At 44.0% G+C, this 18,934-nt stretch carries 17 protein-coding genes and 1 tRNA gene; 11 read left to right on the top strand and 7 right to left on the bottom strand.

The window, feature by feature from the left end:
- Window positions 1–340 precede the first annotated feature (340 nt).
- The 3 genes from BCV39_RS08795 to BCV39_RS08785 all read right to left on the bottom strand — a co-directional run bounded on the left by BCV39_RS08795 (window position 341) and on the right by BCV39_RS08785 (window position 2,534).
- The gene (locus BCV39_RS08795; protein ID WP_102431394.1) at window positions 341–1,594 is read right to left on the bottom strand and encodes an HD-GYP domain-containing protein; all 1,254 of its coding nucleotides are present in this window, start codon (window positions 1,592–1,594) and stop codon (window positions 341–343) included.
- A gap of 83 nt (window positions 1,595–1,677) precedes the next feature.
- Complete coding sequence (locus BCV39_RS08790) at window positions 1,678–2,085, bottom strand: VOC family protein (protein WP_102431395.1); 408 nt, start codon at window positions 2,083–2,085, stop codon at window positions 1,678–1,680.
- A 364-nt stretch (window positions 2,086–2,449) separates the two neighbouring features.
- A tRNA-Leu gene (locus BCV39_RS08785) sits at window positions 2,450–2,534 on the bottom strand.
- A 194-nt stretch (window positions 2,535–2,728) separates the two neighbouring features.
- Between BCV39_RS08785 and BCV39_RS08780 the strand changes: the two genes are divergently transcribed.
- Window positions 2,729–3,205, top strand: a complete 477-nt coding sequence (locus BCV39_RS08780; RefSeq protein WP_048659251.1) for an RDD family protein — start codon at window positions 2,729–2,731, stop codon at window positions 3,203–3,205.
- A gap of 64 nt (window positions 3,206–3,269) precedes the next feature.
- Here BCV39_RS08780 and lptG read toward each other — a convergent pair whose 3' ends face one another.
- Together lptG and lptF are read right to left on the bottom strand one after the other, a co-directional pair.
- Window positions 3,270–4,340, bottom strand: a complete 1,071-nt coding sequence (gene lptG / locus BCV39_RS08775; protein ID WP_048659252.1) for an LPS export ABC transporter permease LptG — start codon at window positions 4,338–4,340, stop codon at window positions 3,270–3,272.
- A gap of 3 nt (window positions 4,341–4,343) precedes the next feature.
- Window positions 4,344–5,444, bottom strand: coding sequence for an LPS export ABC transporter permease LptF (gene lptF, locus BCV39_RS08770; protein WP_048659253.1), 1,101 nt, complete (start codon window positions 5,442–5,444; stop codon window positions 4,344–4,346).
- A gap of 192 nt (window positions 5,445–5,636) precedes the next feature.
- Between lptF and pepA the strand changes: the two genes are divergently transcribed.
- The 5 genes from pepA to BCV39_RS08745 all read left to right on the top strand — a co-directional run bounded on the left by pepA (window position 5,637) and on the right by BCV39_RS08745 (window position 12,346).
- Window positions 5,637–7,157, top strand: coding sequence for a leucyl aminopeptidase (pepA, locus tag BCV39_RS08765; RefSeq protein WP_017058936.1), 1,521 nt, complete (start codon window positions 5,637–5,639; stop codon window positions 7,155–7,157).
- 99 nt (window positions 7,158–7,256) lie between these two features.
- Complete coding sequence (locus tag BCV39_RS08760) at window positions 7,257–7,706, top strand: DNA polymerase III subunit chi (RefSeq protein ID WP_102431396.1); 450 nt, start codon at window positions 7,257–7,259, stop codon at window positions 7,704–7,706.
- A 102-nt stretch (window positions 7,707–7,808) separates the two neighbouring features.
- Window positions 7,809–10,682, top strand: coding sequence for a valine--tRNA ligase (locus tag BCV39_RS08755; protein WP_102431397.1), 2,874 nt, complete (start codon window positions 7,809–7,811; stop codon window positions 10,680–10,682).
- 220 nt (window positions 10,683–10,902) lie between these two features.
- Complete coding sequence (locus BCV39_RS08750; RefSeq protein ID WP_048662132.1) at window positions 10,903–11,307, top strand: DUF2061 domain-containing protein; 405 nt, start codon at window positions 10,903–10,905, stop codon at window positions 11,305–11,307.
- Window positions 11,308–11,440: 133 nt separating this feature from the next.
- Entirely contained in the window at window positions 11,441–12,346 is a 906-nt protein-coding gene (locus tag BCV39_RS08745; RefSeq protein WP_102431398.1) for a bifunctional helix-turn-helix transcriptional regulator/GNAT family N-acetyltransferase, read from the top strand.
- Window positions 12,347–12,395: 49 nt separating this feature from the next.
- Here the strand turns inward: BCV39_RS08745 and BCV39_RS08740 are convergent, their stop codons facing one another.
- Together BCV39_RS08740 and rraB are read right to left on the bottom strand one after the other, a co-directional pair.
- Window positions 12,396–13,190 carry a hypothetical protein gene (locus BCV39_RS08740; RefSeq protein ID WP_102431399.1) on the bottom strand — a complete coding sequence of 265 codons (795 nt, stop codon included), beginning with the start codon at window positions 13,188–13,190 and terminating at the stop codon, window positions 12,396–12,398.
- 125 nt (window positions 13,191–13,315) lie between these two features.
- Window positions 13,316–13,732: a ribonuclease E inhibitor RraB gene (gene rraB / locus BCV39_RS08735; RefSeq protein ID WP_017058930.1), complete on the bottom strand. Its 417-nt coding sequence runs from the start codon at window positions 13,730–13,732 to the stop codon at window positions 13,316–13,318.
- A gap of 576 nt (window positions 13,733–14,308) precedes the next feature.
- Between rraB and arcA the strand changes: the two genes are divergently transcribed.
- The 5 genes from arcA to BCV39_RS08710 all read left to right on the top strand — a co-directional run bounded on the left by arcA (window position 14,309) and on the right by BCV39_RS08710 (window position 18,865).
- On the top strand, window positions 14,309–15,529 hold the full coding sequence (gene arcA, locus BCV39_RS08730; RefSeq protein WP_048659260.1) for an arginine deiminase: 1,221 nt from the start codon (window positions 14,309–14,311) through the stop codon (window positions 15,527–15,529).
- Between the two features lie 156 nt (window positions 15,530–15,685).
- Complete coding sequence (locus tag BCV39_RS08725) at window positions 15,686–16,690, top strand: ornithine carbamoyltransferase (RefSeq protein ID WP_102432499.1); 1,005 nt, start codon at window positions 15,686–15,688, stop codon at window positions 16,688–16,690.
- 245 nt (window positions 16,691–16,935) lie between these two features.
- Entirely contained in the window at window positions 16,936–17,865 is a 930-nt protein-coding gene (pyrB, locus tag BCV39_RS08720; RefSeq protein ID WP_048659262.1) for an aspartate carbamoyltransferase, read from the top strand.
- 12 nt (window positions 17,866–17,877) lie between these two features.
- On the top strand, window positions 17,878–18,339 hold the full coding sequence (pyrI, locus tag BCV39_RS08715; RefSeq protein ID WP_017632290.1) for an aspartate carbamoyltransferase regulatory subunit: 462 nt from the start codon (window positions 17,878–17,880) through the stop codon (window positions 18,337–18,339).
- Window positions 18,340–18,475: 136 nt separating this feature from the next.
- Window positions 18,476–18,865 (top strand): RidA family protein, encoded by a 390-nt coding sequence (locus BCV39_RS08710; RefSeq protein ID WP_004738682.1) that lies wholly within the window; start codon window positions 18,476–18,478, stop codon window positions 18,863–18,865.
- Window positions 18,866–18,934: the final 69 nt, after the last annotated feature.

Genomic DNA, 18,934 nt, shown 5'->3' with positions numbered 1-18,934 from the left:
GCTTCTCTTCGTTGTGACTTGCATCACTTCGGAAGAGGCGGCCATTCTAGCGACTTAATTCTCAGTGTCAAACACTTATTTGGAATTAATTTCTACTTTCTAAAAGTAGGAGCGAATAATCACTCAAAGCTAGTTGCCTTTACTAACATTCTGCGCTGAAGCCTTGTGGCGTCTACCGTGTCAGTGAGGCGGCATTATAGAGATGCCGCTCTTATTGGCAAGCATTAAATGTGTTTTTTATTGAAAAAAGAGGTTAAGCGGAGATATTTCAACCAAGGGCTTATTTATACCATTTTCACCCCAAGTTTCGAACAAATTACCCACAACACCTTGTGGATAACTACTCCCCGTTATCAAAAAAATAAGATAAACGAGCTCTTGGGTTTAGATACTCTCTCACTTGTTCCGGTAATTTACTTGGATGAACGGCATTGACGATTTTTATCTCTTTAATAAAGAGGTCAATAATCGGGGCTTGGGTTCTTGGCACGCTAGGATCATAGATAAGTACATTTGGATAAAGCATATGTTTCGCGTTAACGGATATCACAACCCCAATCGAATCATTTGAAAGCTGTACTACGGTTCCTGGTGGGTAGACTCCCATGAACTTAACTAATAGCCCCAAGTTATCTTGGCTATATAAATGCTTGCAGCTTTTATATAAATGGGACAGTGCCAGATACGGGATCATTTGTTGATATTGCGTTTTACCATGGCAAAGGTTATCAAATGCATTAGCCACTGCGACTATCTTGGCAAATTCATCTATCTCATCTTCTTTTAAGCCTTCGGGATAACCAGAACCATCATTCATCTCATGATGTTGAGCAATCACCTTTTTGGCCCTTTCAGGAAAGTCATCAATTGTTGAAACAATATCTGCACCATATTTAGTGTGAAGCTTTAAGTAGTTCTCTTCTGGTACCGTAAGCGCACTCTGCTTTCTTAATATAGCGACTGGTATTTTGATTTTGCCTACATCGTGGAACAACGCTGCGAAGGAAAGATCTTTTAATTGCTGCGTATTGTAACCTTTAGCTTTACCTATCATCAGCGCGACAACAGAAACATTCAATGTATGAAAGTAGATGTCTTCAAAATCAGCTTTAGCATTCATAAGGTGTAATGTGACGTTATCATCGCTTACTAATGTTTCGACAATGTCATCAACCAGAGCTTTTACCTCCCCTACTGCATCTAAAGGTCGGTTACGGATCTTGGTCATCACAGAGCGCATTCGGGCCAGCGAACGTTCGAACTCTTTCTCGCAATGACTCACTCTGCGACGATAAGAGCTTAAAGTTTCGATACGTTCATGCTTATCTTTCCACATTCTTTCCGCTTCAAGGCTTACTTGTAAATCAGTATCGGCTTCTTGCTCAATCACATGGTTAGCAGGTAGAGGGGATGTATCGCTTTGATTCAAGTTTATATAGACGTGCTTAATCCCAAGATGTCGAATTACCTTTACTTGGGCGTCATCTTTGATTTTAAAACTGTTGAATAAAAATGGGTGTTCATTCCATTTTACGGGGAGTCGTATATGCAGACCGGGCTGAATGCGATCTACGGTAATCTTTATGCTGCCCATTTTTATATATAATATTGATTAATAATCTCTATTTATAATTCTAATAAAACCAAGCAGCAATTTCACTATCCAATTTCACAGGTTCAATTTAAAGAATCGCAATGCACCATCCAGCGTATTCCAAACTTATCTTCAACCTTACCAAACCGAGCGCCCCAAAAAGTATCCGCTAACGGCGTCATTACTCGTCCATCTTGCTTTAGCTTTTCAAAGATCTGTTCTTGGGTCGCGGTATCATCTGTAACAAGAGAAAGTGCTAGGTTGTTCCCTTCTAGCTCTTTTGCCTTAACACCATCAGACATCATCAGCTTCATACCAAATGCTTCGAACTCAGCATGCATGACCCAATCAGGTTGAGCTCCCTCTATTACTTGTGGTGCATCACTAAAAAGTTGCTTCGATAAAACCACACCGCCGAAACACTTATGATAAAAATCCAACGCTTCACTACAACGACCGTCAAAAAACAAGTAAGGGGTTACTGTCAGCATATCTCTCTCCTCTGTTATTTACTTAAACATAGACAATAGAAGAAGGAATGACAGGTAACAGTATGATTTAAGATGATTAATTTATTAGGAAATGAAATTACGAAGTGAAACTGCGAGATTTAGGAATGAAACAGCAAGATCTGACTGATTGGACAAGCATTCCTGCCGCTACCGCGAAGGCAACGCTTTCCAGACTCCAGATACAACAAACCCCCAACTTTCGTTGAGGCTCTATCTTAAAATATGGTACCGGTTTAGGCGGACCGATTGGACAGGCATTCCTCCCGCTACCGCGAGGCAACGTTTTCCATACTCAAGATACAACAAAGCCCCGACCATTTCTGATCAGGGCTTTATCTAAATATGGTACCGGTAGGCGGACTTGAACCGCCACGCCCGAAGGCAACGGATTTTGAATCCGTCGTGTATACCAATTTCACCATACCGGCATTATCTTGGGGCATTGCCCTTTCGATGTTTGGCATTATACGTATGCGAACTGATGTGGCAAGTATAAAAACTTGAATTCATGTGTGTTTGCCGATAATTTCGCCACTAAGTCATAAGCTGTGCGTCATGTCTCTTTTCAGGCTAAGCCTTAAACTATATTCTGACGCCTCAATTTTTAAAGAAGTAATAACACATGACATCAACAAACACTCTGCCACCAGCAGGAGTCATGCGCCGATTTGGTGCCTTGTTCTATGACGCTCTGATCGTAATCGCTATTGAAATGTTGGCGGCTGGCGTCATTGTCGCTCTACTGCACGCGCTCATGGCTCTCGGCATATTTAACCACAGCGGTTATGCCGATGTTAGTGACTTCTTAACCAACCATCCGATTTGGAGCCCTGCATACACCTTTTACTTAGTGGCCGTTTGGGTCTATTTCTTTGTATTTTTCTGGACTAGAGCTGGTCAAACTCTCGGTATGAGAGCTTGGAAACTGCGCGTTCAAAACAAAGATGGCTCAGCTATCACAGTAACTCAGGCGCTAATTCGCTTAGGTACTTCAGGTTTTGGATTGGCAAACCTATGTGTGCCATTCGATCCTCAAAAACGTGGCTTTCACGATATCTGGGCAAAGACCGAAGTCGTTGTGTTACCACAAGCAAGATAGCGTGATTTAAGTTAGCTCCAATCAAGATCAAAAAAGGAAGGCGTTATGCCTTCCTTTTTTCTATTTACAGTTTTCGCCTCAAGAGCATGATGGCAATTCCAAGGAACACCACGCTCGGGGCGATTGCGCCAAAGGCGGGCGGTATCTGATAAACCAAACTCACAGGGCCAAAAAACTCACTGGATATATAGAAGGTAAAGCCAGCAATAACACCTGACAGTATTCTCGCCCCCATGGTCACACTACGCAAAGGACCAAAGATAAACGACAGTGCCATCAGCATCATAACCGCGATCGAAATTGGCTGAGTTATCTTCCTCCACAATGCCAGTTCATAACGTGATGCATCTTGCTCCGACGCTTTAAGGTAGGAAACATAATCATACAAACCACTTAAAGAGAGCTCTTCTGGCTTAACCGTTACAATCGCAAGCTTATCTGGAGCAAGTGATGTCTTCCATGAGTATGTCGGTAGACTTTCTTTGGTAATTTGAAGTTCGTTTTCAAAAGACGTTATCTCGACATCCTTCATCGTCCACACGTTATCTCCAACGTAATCAACTTCGTCAGAGTAAATAGCGGTCTTAAGTGCCTTATTTTCATCAAAGCGCCACATGTTCATTCCATATAGCTTCTGATCATCGATTTTGACAATGAAGATGAAGTCATTCGCATCACGAGCCCACACACCACTTTGCGTCGAGATAATATTACCACCAGCAATGGAAATAGTTCTTAAATCACGAGCCATTTTCTGCGCTTGCGGTGCGCCCCACTGACCAAGTAGTGTCACCACGATCATCAGTGGAATAGCGGTTTTAAGTACCGATAGGCCGATATCTAACTTAGAGAAACCAGCGGCCTGCATAACTACCAGCTCAGAACTCGCAGCAAGCATACCAAGCCCAATCAAGGCGCCAAGCAATGCAGCCATTGGAAAGAACATTTCGATATCACGAGGGATACTCAGTAAAACAAAGTACAGCGCTTGTAATAGATCGTATGTACCACGGCCAACTTTTCTCAGCTGTTCTACATACTTGATGATCCCAGAGAGACCAACAAACGTCACCAATACCAGTGACGTCGTTGCGATGATGGTTCTGCCTATATATAAATCGAGAATCTTAAACACGGCTTAAGCCAACCTCTTATTCTTGAATTTTTCTTTCAAACGCCTTACTGGCACGCTATCCATAAAGTTTGCACCAATCGCGACAAATAACAACAACGCATTGATTGGCCACATGCCGATTACCGCAGGAATGCTTCCCTCTTCAATTGAAGATTTAGTTGCACTGATTGCTAAGAAATAGGTGAGATAAATCAGTATTGCTGGGCCGATTTTCGCAAAACGACCTTGGCGAGGGTTTACCGCAGACAGCGGCACGACAAGCATGGTCAACAATGGAATACAAAGTACCAAAGAAATACGCCATTGCAATTCAGCTTTCGCGCTATTATTCGGGTTACCGATAAGGTCAAGTGTCGGGATAGCTTCCCAGTCTCGACCTTTCTTCTCAACTTCACGTTGACCGATCAGGCCTTCGTATTCTTCAAAGTGTGTCACCATATAATCAAGGCGTGTAGGCACACCTTCATGACGAGTGCCATCGTACATCACGATAACTTGGCGACCATCGCTGAGTTCTTTTACATCTCCCGACTTCGAGAACATCACACTTGGCAGTACTGAGTCACGTGGGCGCATTTGAGCAACGAACACATTTTCTAATTTATTGCCGTCAATATCATCGATAAACACCACAGAAGAACCATCCGGCGTGCCTTCAAACTTACCTTTTGGTAGCAAATCAACGCTGTTCTCTGCGGCTACTTCTTCATACATTTGTTCAACTTTGTCTTGTGACCAAGGAGACAACCAAAATGAGTTAAAAGCGGCAACCGTTGCGGTAATTAAAGCTAAGTAAAGTGCAGATTGAATCAGGAATTTATTACCAATACCGGTGGCGTTCATCACCACAATTTCACTTTCGGCGTAAAGGCGGCCAAAAGTCAGCAAAATACCAATATAAATACTGAGAGGAAGCATCAATAGGCCCATCGCTGGCATATTTAAGCCAACAATCGACAATATAAGACTCGCGGGGATATCACCATCAGAGGCGTCCGCTAAAACACTGATGAATTTTTGGCTGAGAAACACGAGAAAGAGAACAAAAAAGATCGCAAATTGGCTCTTGATTGTCTCGCGGATCAAATATCTAACAATAATCACGCTCAAATTACCTATACAAAACTTGTTTTTTTGATTGAATCACTATAATTTCCCGTTGAACCTTTTATTTTTTTAAATTTTTAGCTAAGTGTTAGCGTTCTTCTTTAAGGTTAGTTCCATTATAGGATCCAACAAGTAAGAACCCATTATCTAACATTTAGTTCGATTTGTCTTCAGGATGTAGGAGTACGCATGGAGTTCAGTGTAAAAAGTGGCAGCCCAGAGAAACAGCGCAGCGCATGTATCGTTGTCGGTGTATTCGAACCGCGCCGCCTTTCTCCAGTAGCCGAGCAATTAGATAAGATTAGCGATGGCTACATTAGTTCACTGCTTCGTCGCGGTGATCTAGAGGGTAAACCTGGCCAGATGCTACTACTGCATCAAGTACCTGGTGTACTTTCAGAACGTGTTCTACTGGTAGGCTGTGGTAAAGAACGTGAGCTAGGCGAGCGTCAATACAAAGAAATTATCCAAAAAACCATCAGCACACTAAACGAAACAGGTTCTATGGAAGCAGTATGTTTCCTTACAGAACTTCACGTTAAAGGTCGCGACACTTATTGGAAAGTTCGCCAAGCAGTAGAAGCGACTAAAGATGGCCTTTACACATTCGACCAATTCAAGAGCAACAAACCAGAGACTCGTCGCCCACTACGTAAATTGGTATTCAACGTACCAACACGCCGCGAATTGAGCCTGGGTGAGAAAGCTATTTCTCACGGCCTTGCTATTGCTTCAGGTGTAAAAGCGTCTAAAGATTTAGGCAACATGCCACCAAACATCGCAAACCCTGCTTATCTTGCTTCTCAAGCTCGTCGCTTAGCTGACGATTACGAGACAGTGAAGACTAAGATCATTGGCGAAGAAGAGATGGAAAAACTGGGTATGACATCATACCTAGCTGTAGGCCGTGGCTCTAAAAATGAATCTATGATGTCTATCATGGAATACAAAGGCGCTCCGGATCCAGATGCGAAGCCGATTGTATTAGTCGGTAAAGGTCTGACTTTCGATTCAGGCGGCATCTCGCTTAAGCCTGGTGAAGGTATGGATGAGATGAAGTACGACATGTGTGGTGCGGCGTCAGTATTCGGTACAATGAAAGCATTGGCTAAACTGAACTTACCTATTAACGTGGTTGGTATCCTAGCAGGTTGTGAAAACATGCCAGGCAGCAATGCTTACCGTCCAGGTGATATCCTAACGACAATGTCAGGCCAAACGGTTGAAGTACTAAACACTGATGCTGAAGGTCGCTTGGTTCTATGTGATGCTCTAACTTACGTTGAGCGTTTTGAACCAGATTGTGTTGTCGATGTTGCTACGCTAACTGGCGCATGTGTTATCGCTCTAGGTCACCACATCAGTGGCGTTCTATCGAACCACAACCCGCTTTCTCACGAACTTGTTAATGCTTCTGAGCAAGCAAGTGACCGAGCATGGCGTCTACCTATGGCAGACGAGTACCATGAGCAGCTAAACAGCCCGTTCGCTGATATGGCGAACATCGGCGGCCGTCCTGGCGGCACAATTACTGCTGGTTGCTTCCTGTCTAAATTCACTAAGAAGTACCACTGGGCACACATCGATAGTGCTGGTACAGCTTGGAAGTCAGGCGCAGCGAAAGGCTCGACAGGTCGTCCTGTCTCAATGCTAGTCCAATTCTTATTGAACCGCAGCGGCCAAGAGACTGAAGAGCAATCTTCAAAATAATAAAAAGGGCCTACGGGCCCTTTTTTAATAAGCGCTATTTGTTAGATCCTGTTAACCAAGTAACATTGATATCCACGATTTTCAGTTCGAGTATTAAGTATGCAGACTGCTACATTTTACATTGTGCCTTCAGACAGTCCGCAAGCCAACGAAGATGGTTTTGCTCACTATGTGCTGTTTCTTGCTCAGCACTTTGCGAAACAAGGCGCTAAGCTTTATCTCAATTGTAATGACAAAGAACATGCCGAGCGTATTGCTGAAGTTTTGTGGCAAGTCGAACCCAGTGAGTTTATTGCGCACAACTTGGTTGGCGAAGGCCCAAAGTATTCAACCAACATCGAAATTGGCTATCAAGGCGTAAAACATAATTGGAATCGTCAGCTAGTAATTAATCTGGCCGATAATCATACAACCTTTGCGAACGCCTTTGCTCAGGTGATAGACTTCGTCCCTTGCGAAGAAAAAGCTAAGCAACTCGCTCGAGAAAGGTATAAAATTTACCGTCAGGCTGGATATCAGCTACAGACGATCGAGATTCAACATCCATAGTCAAACCTCATAGTTAAAGCTATCTTTGGATTTAGATTCAAGAAGCTTCACTTATGAAGTTTGACCACGATTAACCATTCACAGTATCCGTTTAAGAGCACTATGGAAAAGACATACAACCCAACATCAATCGAACAAGCTCTGTATCAGACTTGGGAAGAGAAAGGCTACTTTAAGCCACACGGTGACACATCAAAAGAAGCTTACAGCATCATGATCCCGCCACCGAACGTCACTGGCAGCCTACACATGGGTCACGCGTTCCAAGATACGATCATGGATACGCTTATCCGTGCTCAACGTATGAAAGGCAAAAACACGCTTTGGCAAGTGGGTACTGACCACGCTGGTATCGCAACTCAAATGGTTGTTGAGCGTAAGATTGCTGCTGAAGAAGGTAAAACAAAACACGACTACGGTCGTGAAGCTTTCATCGACAAGATCTGGGAATGGAAAGGCGAATCAGGTGGCACGATCACTAAACAGCTTCGTCGTCTTGGAGCATCTGTAGATTGGGATCGTGAGCGATTCACTATGGATGACGGCCTATCGGCTGCGACTCAAGAAGTGTTTGTTCGTCTATACGAAGAAGACCTAATCTACCGTGGTAAGCGTCTAGTAAACTGGGATCCTAAACTGCACACTGCAATTTCAGATCTTGAAGTTGAAAACAAAGACAAAAAAGGTTTCATGTGGCACTTCCGCTACCCGCTAGCGAACGGTGTTAAAACGGCTGATGGTAAAGACTACATCGTTGTTGCTACTACTCGTCCAGAAACCATGTTTGGTGATACTGGCGTAGCGGTTAACCCAGAAGATCCTCGTTACAAAGATCTTATCGGTAAAGAAATCCTACTTCCTGTTGTTAACCGTCTTATCCCTATCGTAGGCGATGAGCACGCAGACATGGAAAAAGGCACGGGGTGTGTGAAAGTCACTCCAGCTCATGACTTTAACGATTACGAAGTGGGTAAGCGCAACAACCTACCGATGATCAACATCCTAACGTTCAACGCTGATATCCGTGATGCTGCTGAAGTCTTCACAACCAACGGCGAAGAAAGCGATGTTTACTCAACAGATATCCCTGCTAAGTACCAAGGCATGGAGCGTTTTGCTGCACGTAAAGCTATCGTTGCTGAATTCGATGAACTTGGTCTTCTTGAAGAGATAAAAGATCACGACCTAACTGTCCCTTACGGTGACCGTGGTGGCGTAGTTATCGAACCAATGCTGACTGACCAATGGTACGTGCGCACAGCACCTCTTGCAGCACCTGCAGTCAAAGCCGTTGAAGATGGCGAAATCCAGTTCGTGCCTAAGCAGTACGAAAACATGTACTTCGCGTGGATGCGTGACGTGCAAGACTGGTGTATCTCTCGTCAACTTTGGTGGGGCCACCGAATCCCAGCATGGTACGACAACGATGGTAAAGTTTACGTAGGTCGTACTGAAGAAGAAGTTCGTGAAAAGAACAACCTAGCGCCTGTTGTTGTGCTTAAGCAAGACAACGATGTACTTGATACATGGTTCTCTTCTGCACTTTGGACGTTCGGCACGCAAGGCTGGCCTGAAGATACTGAAGCAATGAAAACATTCCACCCATCAGAAGTACTAGTATCTGGTTTTGATATTATCTTCTTCTGGGTTGCTCGTATGATCATGATGACCATGCACTTCGTGAAAGACGAAGATGGCAAGGCTCAAGTACCTTTCAAAACGGTTTACATGACAGGTCTTATCCGTGATGAAAACGGCGACAAGATGTCTAAGTCGAAAGGTAACGTACTTGACCCAATCGACATGATTGACGGCATCGGCCTTGAAGAGCTAGTAGAAAAGCGTTGTGGCAACATGATGCAACCTAAACTGGCTGCTAAGATCGAAAAAGCAACACGTAAAACTTTCGAAAACGGTATCGAACCATACGGTACTGACGCACTGCGTTTCACTCTTGCTGCTATGGCTTCAACTGGCCGTGACATCAACTGGGACATGAAGCGCCTTGAAGGTTACCGTAACTTCTGTAACAAGTTATGGAACGCGAGCCGTTACGTACTGATGAACACAGAAGAGCACGATTGTGGCATGTCACTGTCTGTTGAAGACCGTGCAAACATGGAATTCTCTCTAGCGGATAAGTGGATTGAATCTCAGTTTGAAGTTGCAGCGAAAGAGTTTAATGCTCACCTAGACAACTACCGTCTAGACATGGCAGCAAACACGCTTTACGAATTCATCTGGAACCAATTCTGTGACTGGTACTTAGAACTAACTAAACCGGTTCTTTGGAAAGGCACTGAAGCTCAACAACAAGCGACTCGTTACACGCTTATCACGGTTCTAGAGAAGACTCTGCGTCTTGCTCACCCAGTTCTTCCTTACATCACCGAATCTATCTGGCAGAGCGTTAAGCCTCTAGTAGACGGCGTTGAAGGCGAGACAATCATGACTCAAGCGCTTCCTCAGTTTAACGAAGATAACTTCAATGCTGAGATCGTAGAAGACATCGAATGGGTTAAGACTTTCATCACAGCTATCCGTAACCTACGTGCGGAATACGACATTGCACCGAGCCAAGGCTTAGAAGTAATGATCAAAGTCGCTGATGAGAAAGATGCAGCTCGTATCGAAGCGAACAAGATCGTTCTTAACTCTCTAGCTAAACTAGACGACATTAAAGTTCTAGCTGATTGTGAAGAGACTCCTGCTTGTGCAACTAAACTGGTTGGTAAGTCTGAGCTAATGATCCCAATGGCGGGTCTTATCGACAAAGATGCTGAGCTTGCTCGTCTAGATAAAGAAGTAGCTAAAACTCACGGCGAGATTAAGCGTATCGAAGGTAAGCTAGGTAACGAGGGTTTCGTTGCTAAAGCGCCAGAAGCGGTTATCGCGAAAGAGCGTGAAAAGCTTGAAGGCTACCAAGAGACTCTTGTGAAGCTTGAAGAGCAAAAAGCAACAATTGCTGCTCTTTAAAACTGAATGAACGAGGAGGTTTCGAACCTCTCGCTCTAGATAAAAAGGTTGGCCTTCATGGTCAGCCTTTTTTTATGCACCAAGTTCCAATCCAATCAGCCTCACTCCAGTTTATTGATAGCTTTTGCCTATCAAAACAATCTTAACTGCCCATTGGATTTAGTGATAATAATTCTCAATAATAGCTCTATCGAAACAACACAACGACCGAGTAATTATCATGAAAAAGACACTAACCTTTGCTGCATTACATTTTACTATCGCATTTAGTGTCGCTTATGTACTCACAGGCGACATCTTAATTGGTAGCTTAATCGCCATGATTGAGCCCTCTGTGAATACTGTTGCCTTCTATTTTCATGAAAAGGCGTGGGCTCAAGTACCAGCGCTTAAAGCTCGTCAGTGGATGACCAAATTAAAAACAGCAAGCTTTGCTAGCATCCACTTTAGTGTTGCCTTTACCGTTGTCTACTTGTTGACTGGCGATGCCTTCATCGGCGGTGTGATGGCTTTGCTAGAGCCAGCTTTAAATACAGTTGCTTACTACTTCCACGAGAAAGTCTGGTTACGAAAAGCTGAAAGCCAAACAGTACAAGCTCAGTTTTGCTTACATCAACACGCTTAATCTAAAGCTCACTGAGCGATTGAAGCAACCAGTTTCGAATAACAAAATTCAGCTCACCATTGACAAAGTTGCGCACCGCAATTAAATTGATTGCGGTGCGCAACTTCATTTCTTAATCCAAAGGTAGGTGGTTATGAATTCTCAACAGTTAAGAGACTATTCTCGTCAAACGGTTCGTTTACTTGGCATGCTTGATAAGCAATGTGGTGATGTCGACCTCACTCCAGTCCAGGCTCATACTCTTGGTGAAATCCAGTTGCAGCCAATCACCATCAACCAATTAGCACAGCAACTTAACGTAGATAAATCGAATGCTAGCCGCACTGTCACGGGTCTGCTCAAGCTTGGTTTAGTTGAAAGCCTAGAGAACCCAACAGACAAGCGTAGCCAATTAGTCGCCCTAACCGCTCAAGGCGTTGATGCGTTATCTCAACTCGACCAGCAGCAAAGCATCTTCTTTGAAAAAGTACTCTCGACACTCAATAACAACGAACAACAACTGCTTAAGCAAGGACTTGAGAGCTATTTAAAAGGGCTAACGAAAGTATGCCAAGCGGATGAGTTTGTATTACGTCCACTCACAGAGTCAGACAACCAACAATTAGCCGAAGTCATTCGCCAAGTTTCGGCTGAGCATGGGCTCACAGAAGATAAAGGCTATGGCGTGGCCGATCCAACACTCGATGATATGTACTCTGTCTATAGCCAAGCAAACGCAATGTATTGGGTTATCGAACATAACGGAAAGGTTGTCGGAGGCGGTGGCTTTGCCCCTCTAGCAGGCAAACCCAATGTGTGTGAGCTACAAAAGATGTACTTCTTACCGCAAACTCGAGGGCATGGCCTAGCCAAGCGAATTGTCGCTTTGAGCTTAAAGCAAGCCAAACAACTTGGGTATCATCACATGTATTTAGAAACGACGGAATGCTTAGGTGCTGCGGTCAAACTCTATGAGAAACTTGGGTTTGAGCACCTTGACTCAGCTTGGGGAGAGACAGGCCACGACGCTTGTGAGGTTGTCATGGCCAAATCGTTATAAGCAGAATGTGCCGCTATAGCGAAAGAAGATAGTGCTAAAATATACGGAGTTAGCGTAAAAAGTTACTGACGCAAGAAGTTGGGTTCAAGGCAACAAAAGAACTCTCTTCTTGCCCATCAAGTACCACTTCTAATTGATATAGATGCTTAGGGTTGGGCTTCTCAAGGTTAAATACCATGGGAGCTTCCACCTGAAACACAACGCCGGTATGCTCTGCGCGCACATCTATCGGCATTACGAGTGTCATGCCATTAAACTTGATGGATGCCGATATTAACCCCGGCTTTAGCGTTTGATAGATAACATCTACTTTGAACTCACAGCCACCGCCATGGTGCCAGATCTGCTCTGTGACAACTTGCTCTAGTTTGACGTTTCGAACGAACTGCAGGTATGGCGCTTGCCAAATCCCGATGCGCGAATCAGATTTAACGACAACCTGTGAAGATACAGAATCATCCATATCCTCTTCAAGCAGCAGGCTCTCTTCTTCTTCAAGGAAAAGGATCTCAAAACGGTTTCGGCCAGACTGCATATAAGGGCGGATGTCTTTGCGATATTCAGCTTGGCTACCATCGCAATCAAACACGGCAACGCCATTCAGTCGCACTTCTGCAAAGTAATCGACACCCGCTACGACCAACTCAACGAATGGACACGCCAACATAGCGTCATCCACTTCAATGTCATGCATCAGGTGCCACTCTTGCTCTGCAATTTCATTTTCACTCAAGCTACCAGGGAGCTTTGAGCTTAACGGAGCCGGAAAAGTGATGTCATCTTGTGGGATAGAGAGATCCGTCAGTGGCGAAATTTGCCAAAGACCATCGAGAAGCAACCGCATATCATTCCTTGAGCTAGATCAATTTTGACCGCATTATAATGAATGAATGCATATAAAGACATTTATTTTTCTGAGGGTAAAAAAATGCCAGCTCGAGGCTGGCATTTTTTAAAATTAGGAAAGAATTACTCTTCGCCTTCATCATCTTCGTCCGGGTAGATAGCATCTTCACCTTCGTAGTAAGTGCCCCAACCGTCGTAGATAATGTCGAACTTCTCTGCAAGGTTCACAAGCTTCTCAACTTGCTCATCGATCGCTTCTGCATTCAGAGTACATTGCATCGTTGCATCACAACAAAGTAGCTTATTGCCATCTTCGTCTTCAGTCTCTTCAGCTTCAAGCACTTCAAAGCCCATTTTGAATGCTTCAACAACCGCTTTCTCAAGCACATCGAAATCTTCAGCAAATAGGTGATGCTCGATATCGTATAGAGCTTCAGGATCGCTACCATCTTCAATTAATGCTGTAATGATGTCGCGAGTCTCTTCCTTTTGAAATTCAATTAATTCCGCTACTGATAGATATTCATCTTCGTGAGACATGTGTCTGCTCCAGAGTGTTGACTATGAAAAGATCAAATTTGATTGCCACGAAATATGGCACGGATCGTCCAGAAAAGCCACCCAGATCAGGCCTAGAAAGGTAAGTTTATCGCGAGATCGCAGAGCCAATATCAATTCAAAAGTGAAATCAAAATCACAGAAACAAATTTCCAACATTTTATTAACCGCCACGTATTTTAGCATTTCGTTTTTGTGGCCACTTTAGGGCTTATTGAATAAAACTTGCGTGATTAGTCACATTGGCTGCATACACCCAACCGCTTTTAGGGTGCATAAATCCTCAGCTTGTTATCAAAAAGTGCATAATAGTGAATAAAAAATCACGATTAATAAGCAAAATTCAATTCTAACAAGCCATGAATTGAGCATAGATCCTCAAAAACGTTGTTCCGTGCGATAGCCAGTAAATTGGAATTTAATCTGCGTAAAGTTTAAAATGGCAGATTTTATGACCAATAATTAGCCAAATACCTTGCATTAACTCAATCTGTAAAACTTGCATATTACGGACAAGCTTGTCATAAATAGACGCTGGATTAATAGTAAGGATGCAAAATGAGTAAGCTGTACGTTGGCTCCGAAGTCGGTCAATTGAGACGAGTTCTCCTAAATAGACCTGAAAGAGCACTCACCCACCTCACCCCTTCAAACTGTCATGATCTTTTATTTGATGATGTACTTGCCGTTGAAGCAGCTGGTGAAGAACATGATGCCTTTGCAGAAACGCTGCGCAGTCAAGACGTAGAAGTGCTACTGCTGCACGACCTGCTAGTAGAGACGCTTGCCGTACCTCAGGCTCGTGAGTGGTTGCTGAATACTCAAATCTCAGATTTCCGTTATGGGCCTACTTTTGCCCGTGACTTAAGAAACTACCTTGCTCAAATGGATAATGAGCATCTAGCAACGATCTTACTCGGTGGCTTGGCTTATTCTGAGCTTCCTATCAAATCATCATCGATGCTGCCTAAAATGCATCGACCACTCGATTTCGTTATCGAACCTCTGCCTAACCACCTGTTTACGCGAGATACCTCATGCTGGGTTTACGGCGGTGTATCGCTGAACCCAATGATGAAGCCTGCACGTCAACGTGAAACGAACCACCTGCGTGCTATCTACCGCTGGCATCCAGTGTTCGCCGGTCAAGATTTCATTAAGTACTTTGGTGATGAAGACCTTCACTACGACAACGCCAATATTGAAGGCGGTGACGTACTGGTTATCGGTAAAGGCGCGGTACTGGTTGGTATCTCTGAGCGTACCAAGCCACAAGGTGTCGAAAACCTAGCGGCTAGCTTGTTCCGTTCGGGTCAAGCAACCGAAGTAATTGCTATCGATTTACCAAAACACCGCTCTTGTATGCACCTTGATACGGTGATGACGCACATGGATATCGACACTTTCTCTGTCTACCCTGAGATTGTTCGCAAAGATCTAGATACTTGGCGCCTAACACCAAAAGAAAATGGTGAGATGCGTGTAGAGAAATCGGAAAACTACCTGTCAGCAATTGAAGGGGCTCTAGGCCTTGATCAGCTGAAGATCATCACGACTGGCGGTGACAACTATGAAGCTGAACGTGAACAGTGGAATGACGCTAACAACGTACTAACAGTGAAGCCAGGTACCGTGATTGGCTATGAGCGTAATGTTTACACCAATGAGAAATACGACAAAGCGGGTATCGAAGTTCTAACGATTCCTGGCAACGAGTTAGGCCGTGGTCGTGGCGGCGCACGCTGTATGAGCTGCCCTATCGAAAGAGACGGTATCTAAGTCAAAGAGCTCAGTTAAACGAACTCAATAACTTATCTAGGCCAGTATTCATTTACTGGCCTTTTTTATTAAATTAATAAAATAAATATTCACAAATATAGCATCTTTATGTTTAACTGAGTTCTTCATTGATTCTATATTCGCAAGGAGCGAGAGATGGCCTTTAATCTTCGCAATCGTAACTTTCTAAAACTTCTCGACTTTACTCCTAAAGAGATTCAGTTTTTACTCGATCTGTCTGCTGATCTAAAAAAAGCTAAGTATGCAGGAACAGAGCAGAAAAAGCTTAACGGTAAAAACATCGCTTTGATCTTTGAAAAAGCATCAACACGAACTCGATGTGCTTTTGAGGTAGCGGCCTTTGATCAAGGTGCTCAAGTCTCTTATCTAGGCCCTTCTGGTTCTCAGATTGGTCAGAAAGAATCAATGAAAGATACGGCTCGTGTATTAGGTCGTATGTACGACGGCATTGAATACCGTGGCTTTGGTCAAAGCACTGTCGAAGATCTTGGCGCATACGCTGGTGTGCCGGTTTGGAACGGCCTAACCGATGAATTCCATCCGACTCAGATCTTGGCTGATTTCCTCACTATGCTTGAGCATGGTCGCGGTAAACATCTACATCAAATCAGCTTTGCCTACCTAGGTGACGCTCGTAATAACATGGGCAACTCACTTTTAGTCGGTGCTGCGAAAATGGGTATGGATATTCGCCTTGTCGCGCCAAAAGCCTTTTGGCCAGAAGAACAGCTCGTTGAAGAGTGCCAAGCTATCGCGCAAAGTACAGGTGCTAAAATCACGTTAACCGAAGACGTTGCTGAAGGTGTTAAAGGTTGTGATTTCCTTTACACCGATGTTTGGGTCTCGATGGGCGAGGCGCCAGAAGCTTGGGACGAACGTGTTGCTGTTATGACGCCTTACCAAGTGAATATGGAAGTTATTAAGCTCACTGGTAACTCTCAAGTGAAATTCATGCACTGCTTACCTGCTTTCCACAACAATGAAACCGTAATCGGCCAGCAAGTCGCAGACAAGTATGGAATGAACGGTTTAGAAGTCACTGACGAAGTCTTTGAATCGGATTACTCAATTGTGTTTGATGAAGCTGAGAATCGCATGCACACCATCAAAGCGGTAATGGTTGCGACACTGGGCCAATAGCGAATATTGAAAGTAAACAAAAGCTTGATGTAATCGCTTGCGCTCACAAATTGAAAGCGTATAATTCTCGGCAATTTGTCTGAGAGTAGTGAAAATGACGCCAACCAATATTGTGAAAACACCAAATATTGCTCGTAAGCTAAGATGCTTACCAGGCCGTCTATTCTGCTTTTCAGCACTTTTTTAAAGCCTCCCATTATGGGGGGCTTTTTTATGGCCAATACATTATTGTGGGGAAGAAGATCATGGCGAATTCGCTCTATCAAAAGCACATCATCTCAATTCCAGAGCTTTCTCGTGAAGAGCTAGAATTAATTGTTCAAACGGCAGGTCAGCTAAAGGCTGAACCAAACCCAGAACTCATCAAGAACAAAGTTGTTGCCAGCTGCTTCTTCGAACCTTCTACGCGAACTCGCCTCTCTTTTGAAACTGCGATTCAACGCATCGGTGGTGACGTGATTGGCTTCGACAGTGGTGGTAACACTTCTTTGGCAAAGAAAGGCGAAACGCTAGCGGACTCGGTACAGGTTATCTCTTCATACGTTGACGCTTACGTAATGCGTCACCCTCAAGAAGGCGCAGCGCGTCTGGCTTCTGAGTTCTCAAACGGTGTACCAGTTATTAACGCAGGTGACGGCGCAAATCAACATCCAACACAAACGTTATTAGACCTATTCTCTATCGCCGAGACACAAGGCCGCCTAGATAACCTTAACGTGGCATTTGTTGGTGACCTTAAGTACGGCCGTACAGTTCACTCGTTGACGCAAGCGCTAGCGAAGTTCGACAACATCTGTTTCTATTTCGTGGCACCAGAAGCACTAGCGATGCCAGACTACATTTGCGAAGAGCTTGATGAAGCGGGCATCAAGTACCAACTATTGACGGACATGGAAGATGTGATTCCTGAGCTTGATGTCTTGTACATGACTCGAGTTCAAAAAGAGCGCTTCGATGAGTCAGAATACGCGCACATCAAATCAGCGTACATCCTGACCGCTTCAATGCTGGAAAATGCACGCGATAACCTGAAGGTTCTACACCCTCTTCCTCGCGTTGATGAAATTACTATCGATGTCGATAAAACACCTTACGCTTACTACTTCCAGCAAGCAGAGAATGGTGTTTACGCGCGTGAAGCATTACTAGCCCTTGTTCTTAACGAAACGCTGTAGAGGAGAGATATCATGTCTAAAGAGACTCAATTAAAAGTTGAAGCAATCAGAAACGGTACTGTTATCGACCACATCCCAGCTAACATCGGGATCAAAGTGCTAAAACTGTTCGACATGCACAACTCTCATCAGCGTGTGACGATTGGCCTAAATCTGCCGTCTTCTGCACTAGGCGGAAAAGACCTACTCAAGATTGAGAATGTGTTTATCACCGAAGAACAGGCGAGCAAGCTGGCACTTTACGCACCTCACGCGACCGTTAACCAAATCGAAGATTACGAAGTGGTTAAGAAGTTAGCATTAGAACTTCCTGAGCAAATCAACGATGTGTTCGAGTGCCCAAATACCAACTGTATTACTCACAATGAACCGGTTGAAAGCAGCTTTAAGATCTTTGAAAAGAAAGAAGATATTCGATTAAAGTGTAAGTATTGCGAAAAGGTATTCTCTCGCGAGATCGTGACAGAAAGATAACGCCATACGGCAACGCTGACCGAATGTAAAAACTATCAAATACCTCGCCTATGCGGGGTATTTTGCTCTTTACCTATCCAAAGTTTGAAGGCACACTGAAAATTGATTTTTATCTAATAACTGATGGAATAAACCAATGACTAAAGTACTTCACACAGAATCTGCTCCAGCTGCAATCGGCCCATACGTACAAGGTGTTGACCTTGGCAACATGGTACTGACTTCTGGTCAAATCCCAGTAAACCCAGCAACTGGTGAAGTATCTGCTGATATCGCAGAGCAAGCTCGCCAATCTCTAGACAACGTTAAAGCGGTTGTAGAAGCTTCAGGCCTAACTGTAAAAGACATCGTAAAGCTAACAGTATTCGTTAAAGACCTAAACGACTTCGGTACAGTAAACGAAGTTTACGGCAAGTTCTTTGATGAGCACGGTGTTGCAAACTACCCTGCACGTTCATGTGTTGAAGTAGCACGTCTGCCAAAAGATGTAGGTATTGAGATCGAAGCTATTGCGGTTCGCAAATAGGTTTTAATATCTAGAATAAACGGTTTCTAGTAAACGAATAAGGCATAATGCTGAGCGTTTATCAGATAC

The organism is Vibrio sp. 10N.286.55.E10 (genome assembly GCF_002872555.1).
Classification (GTDB): domain Bacteria; phylum Pseudomonadota; class Gammaproteobacteria; order Enterobacterales; family Vibrionaceae; genus Vibrio; species Vibrio crassostreae.
Note: the sequence above shows the minus strand (reverse complement) of the source record. Positions and strands in the feature narration are given on the sequence as shown.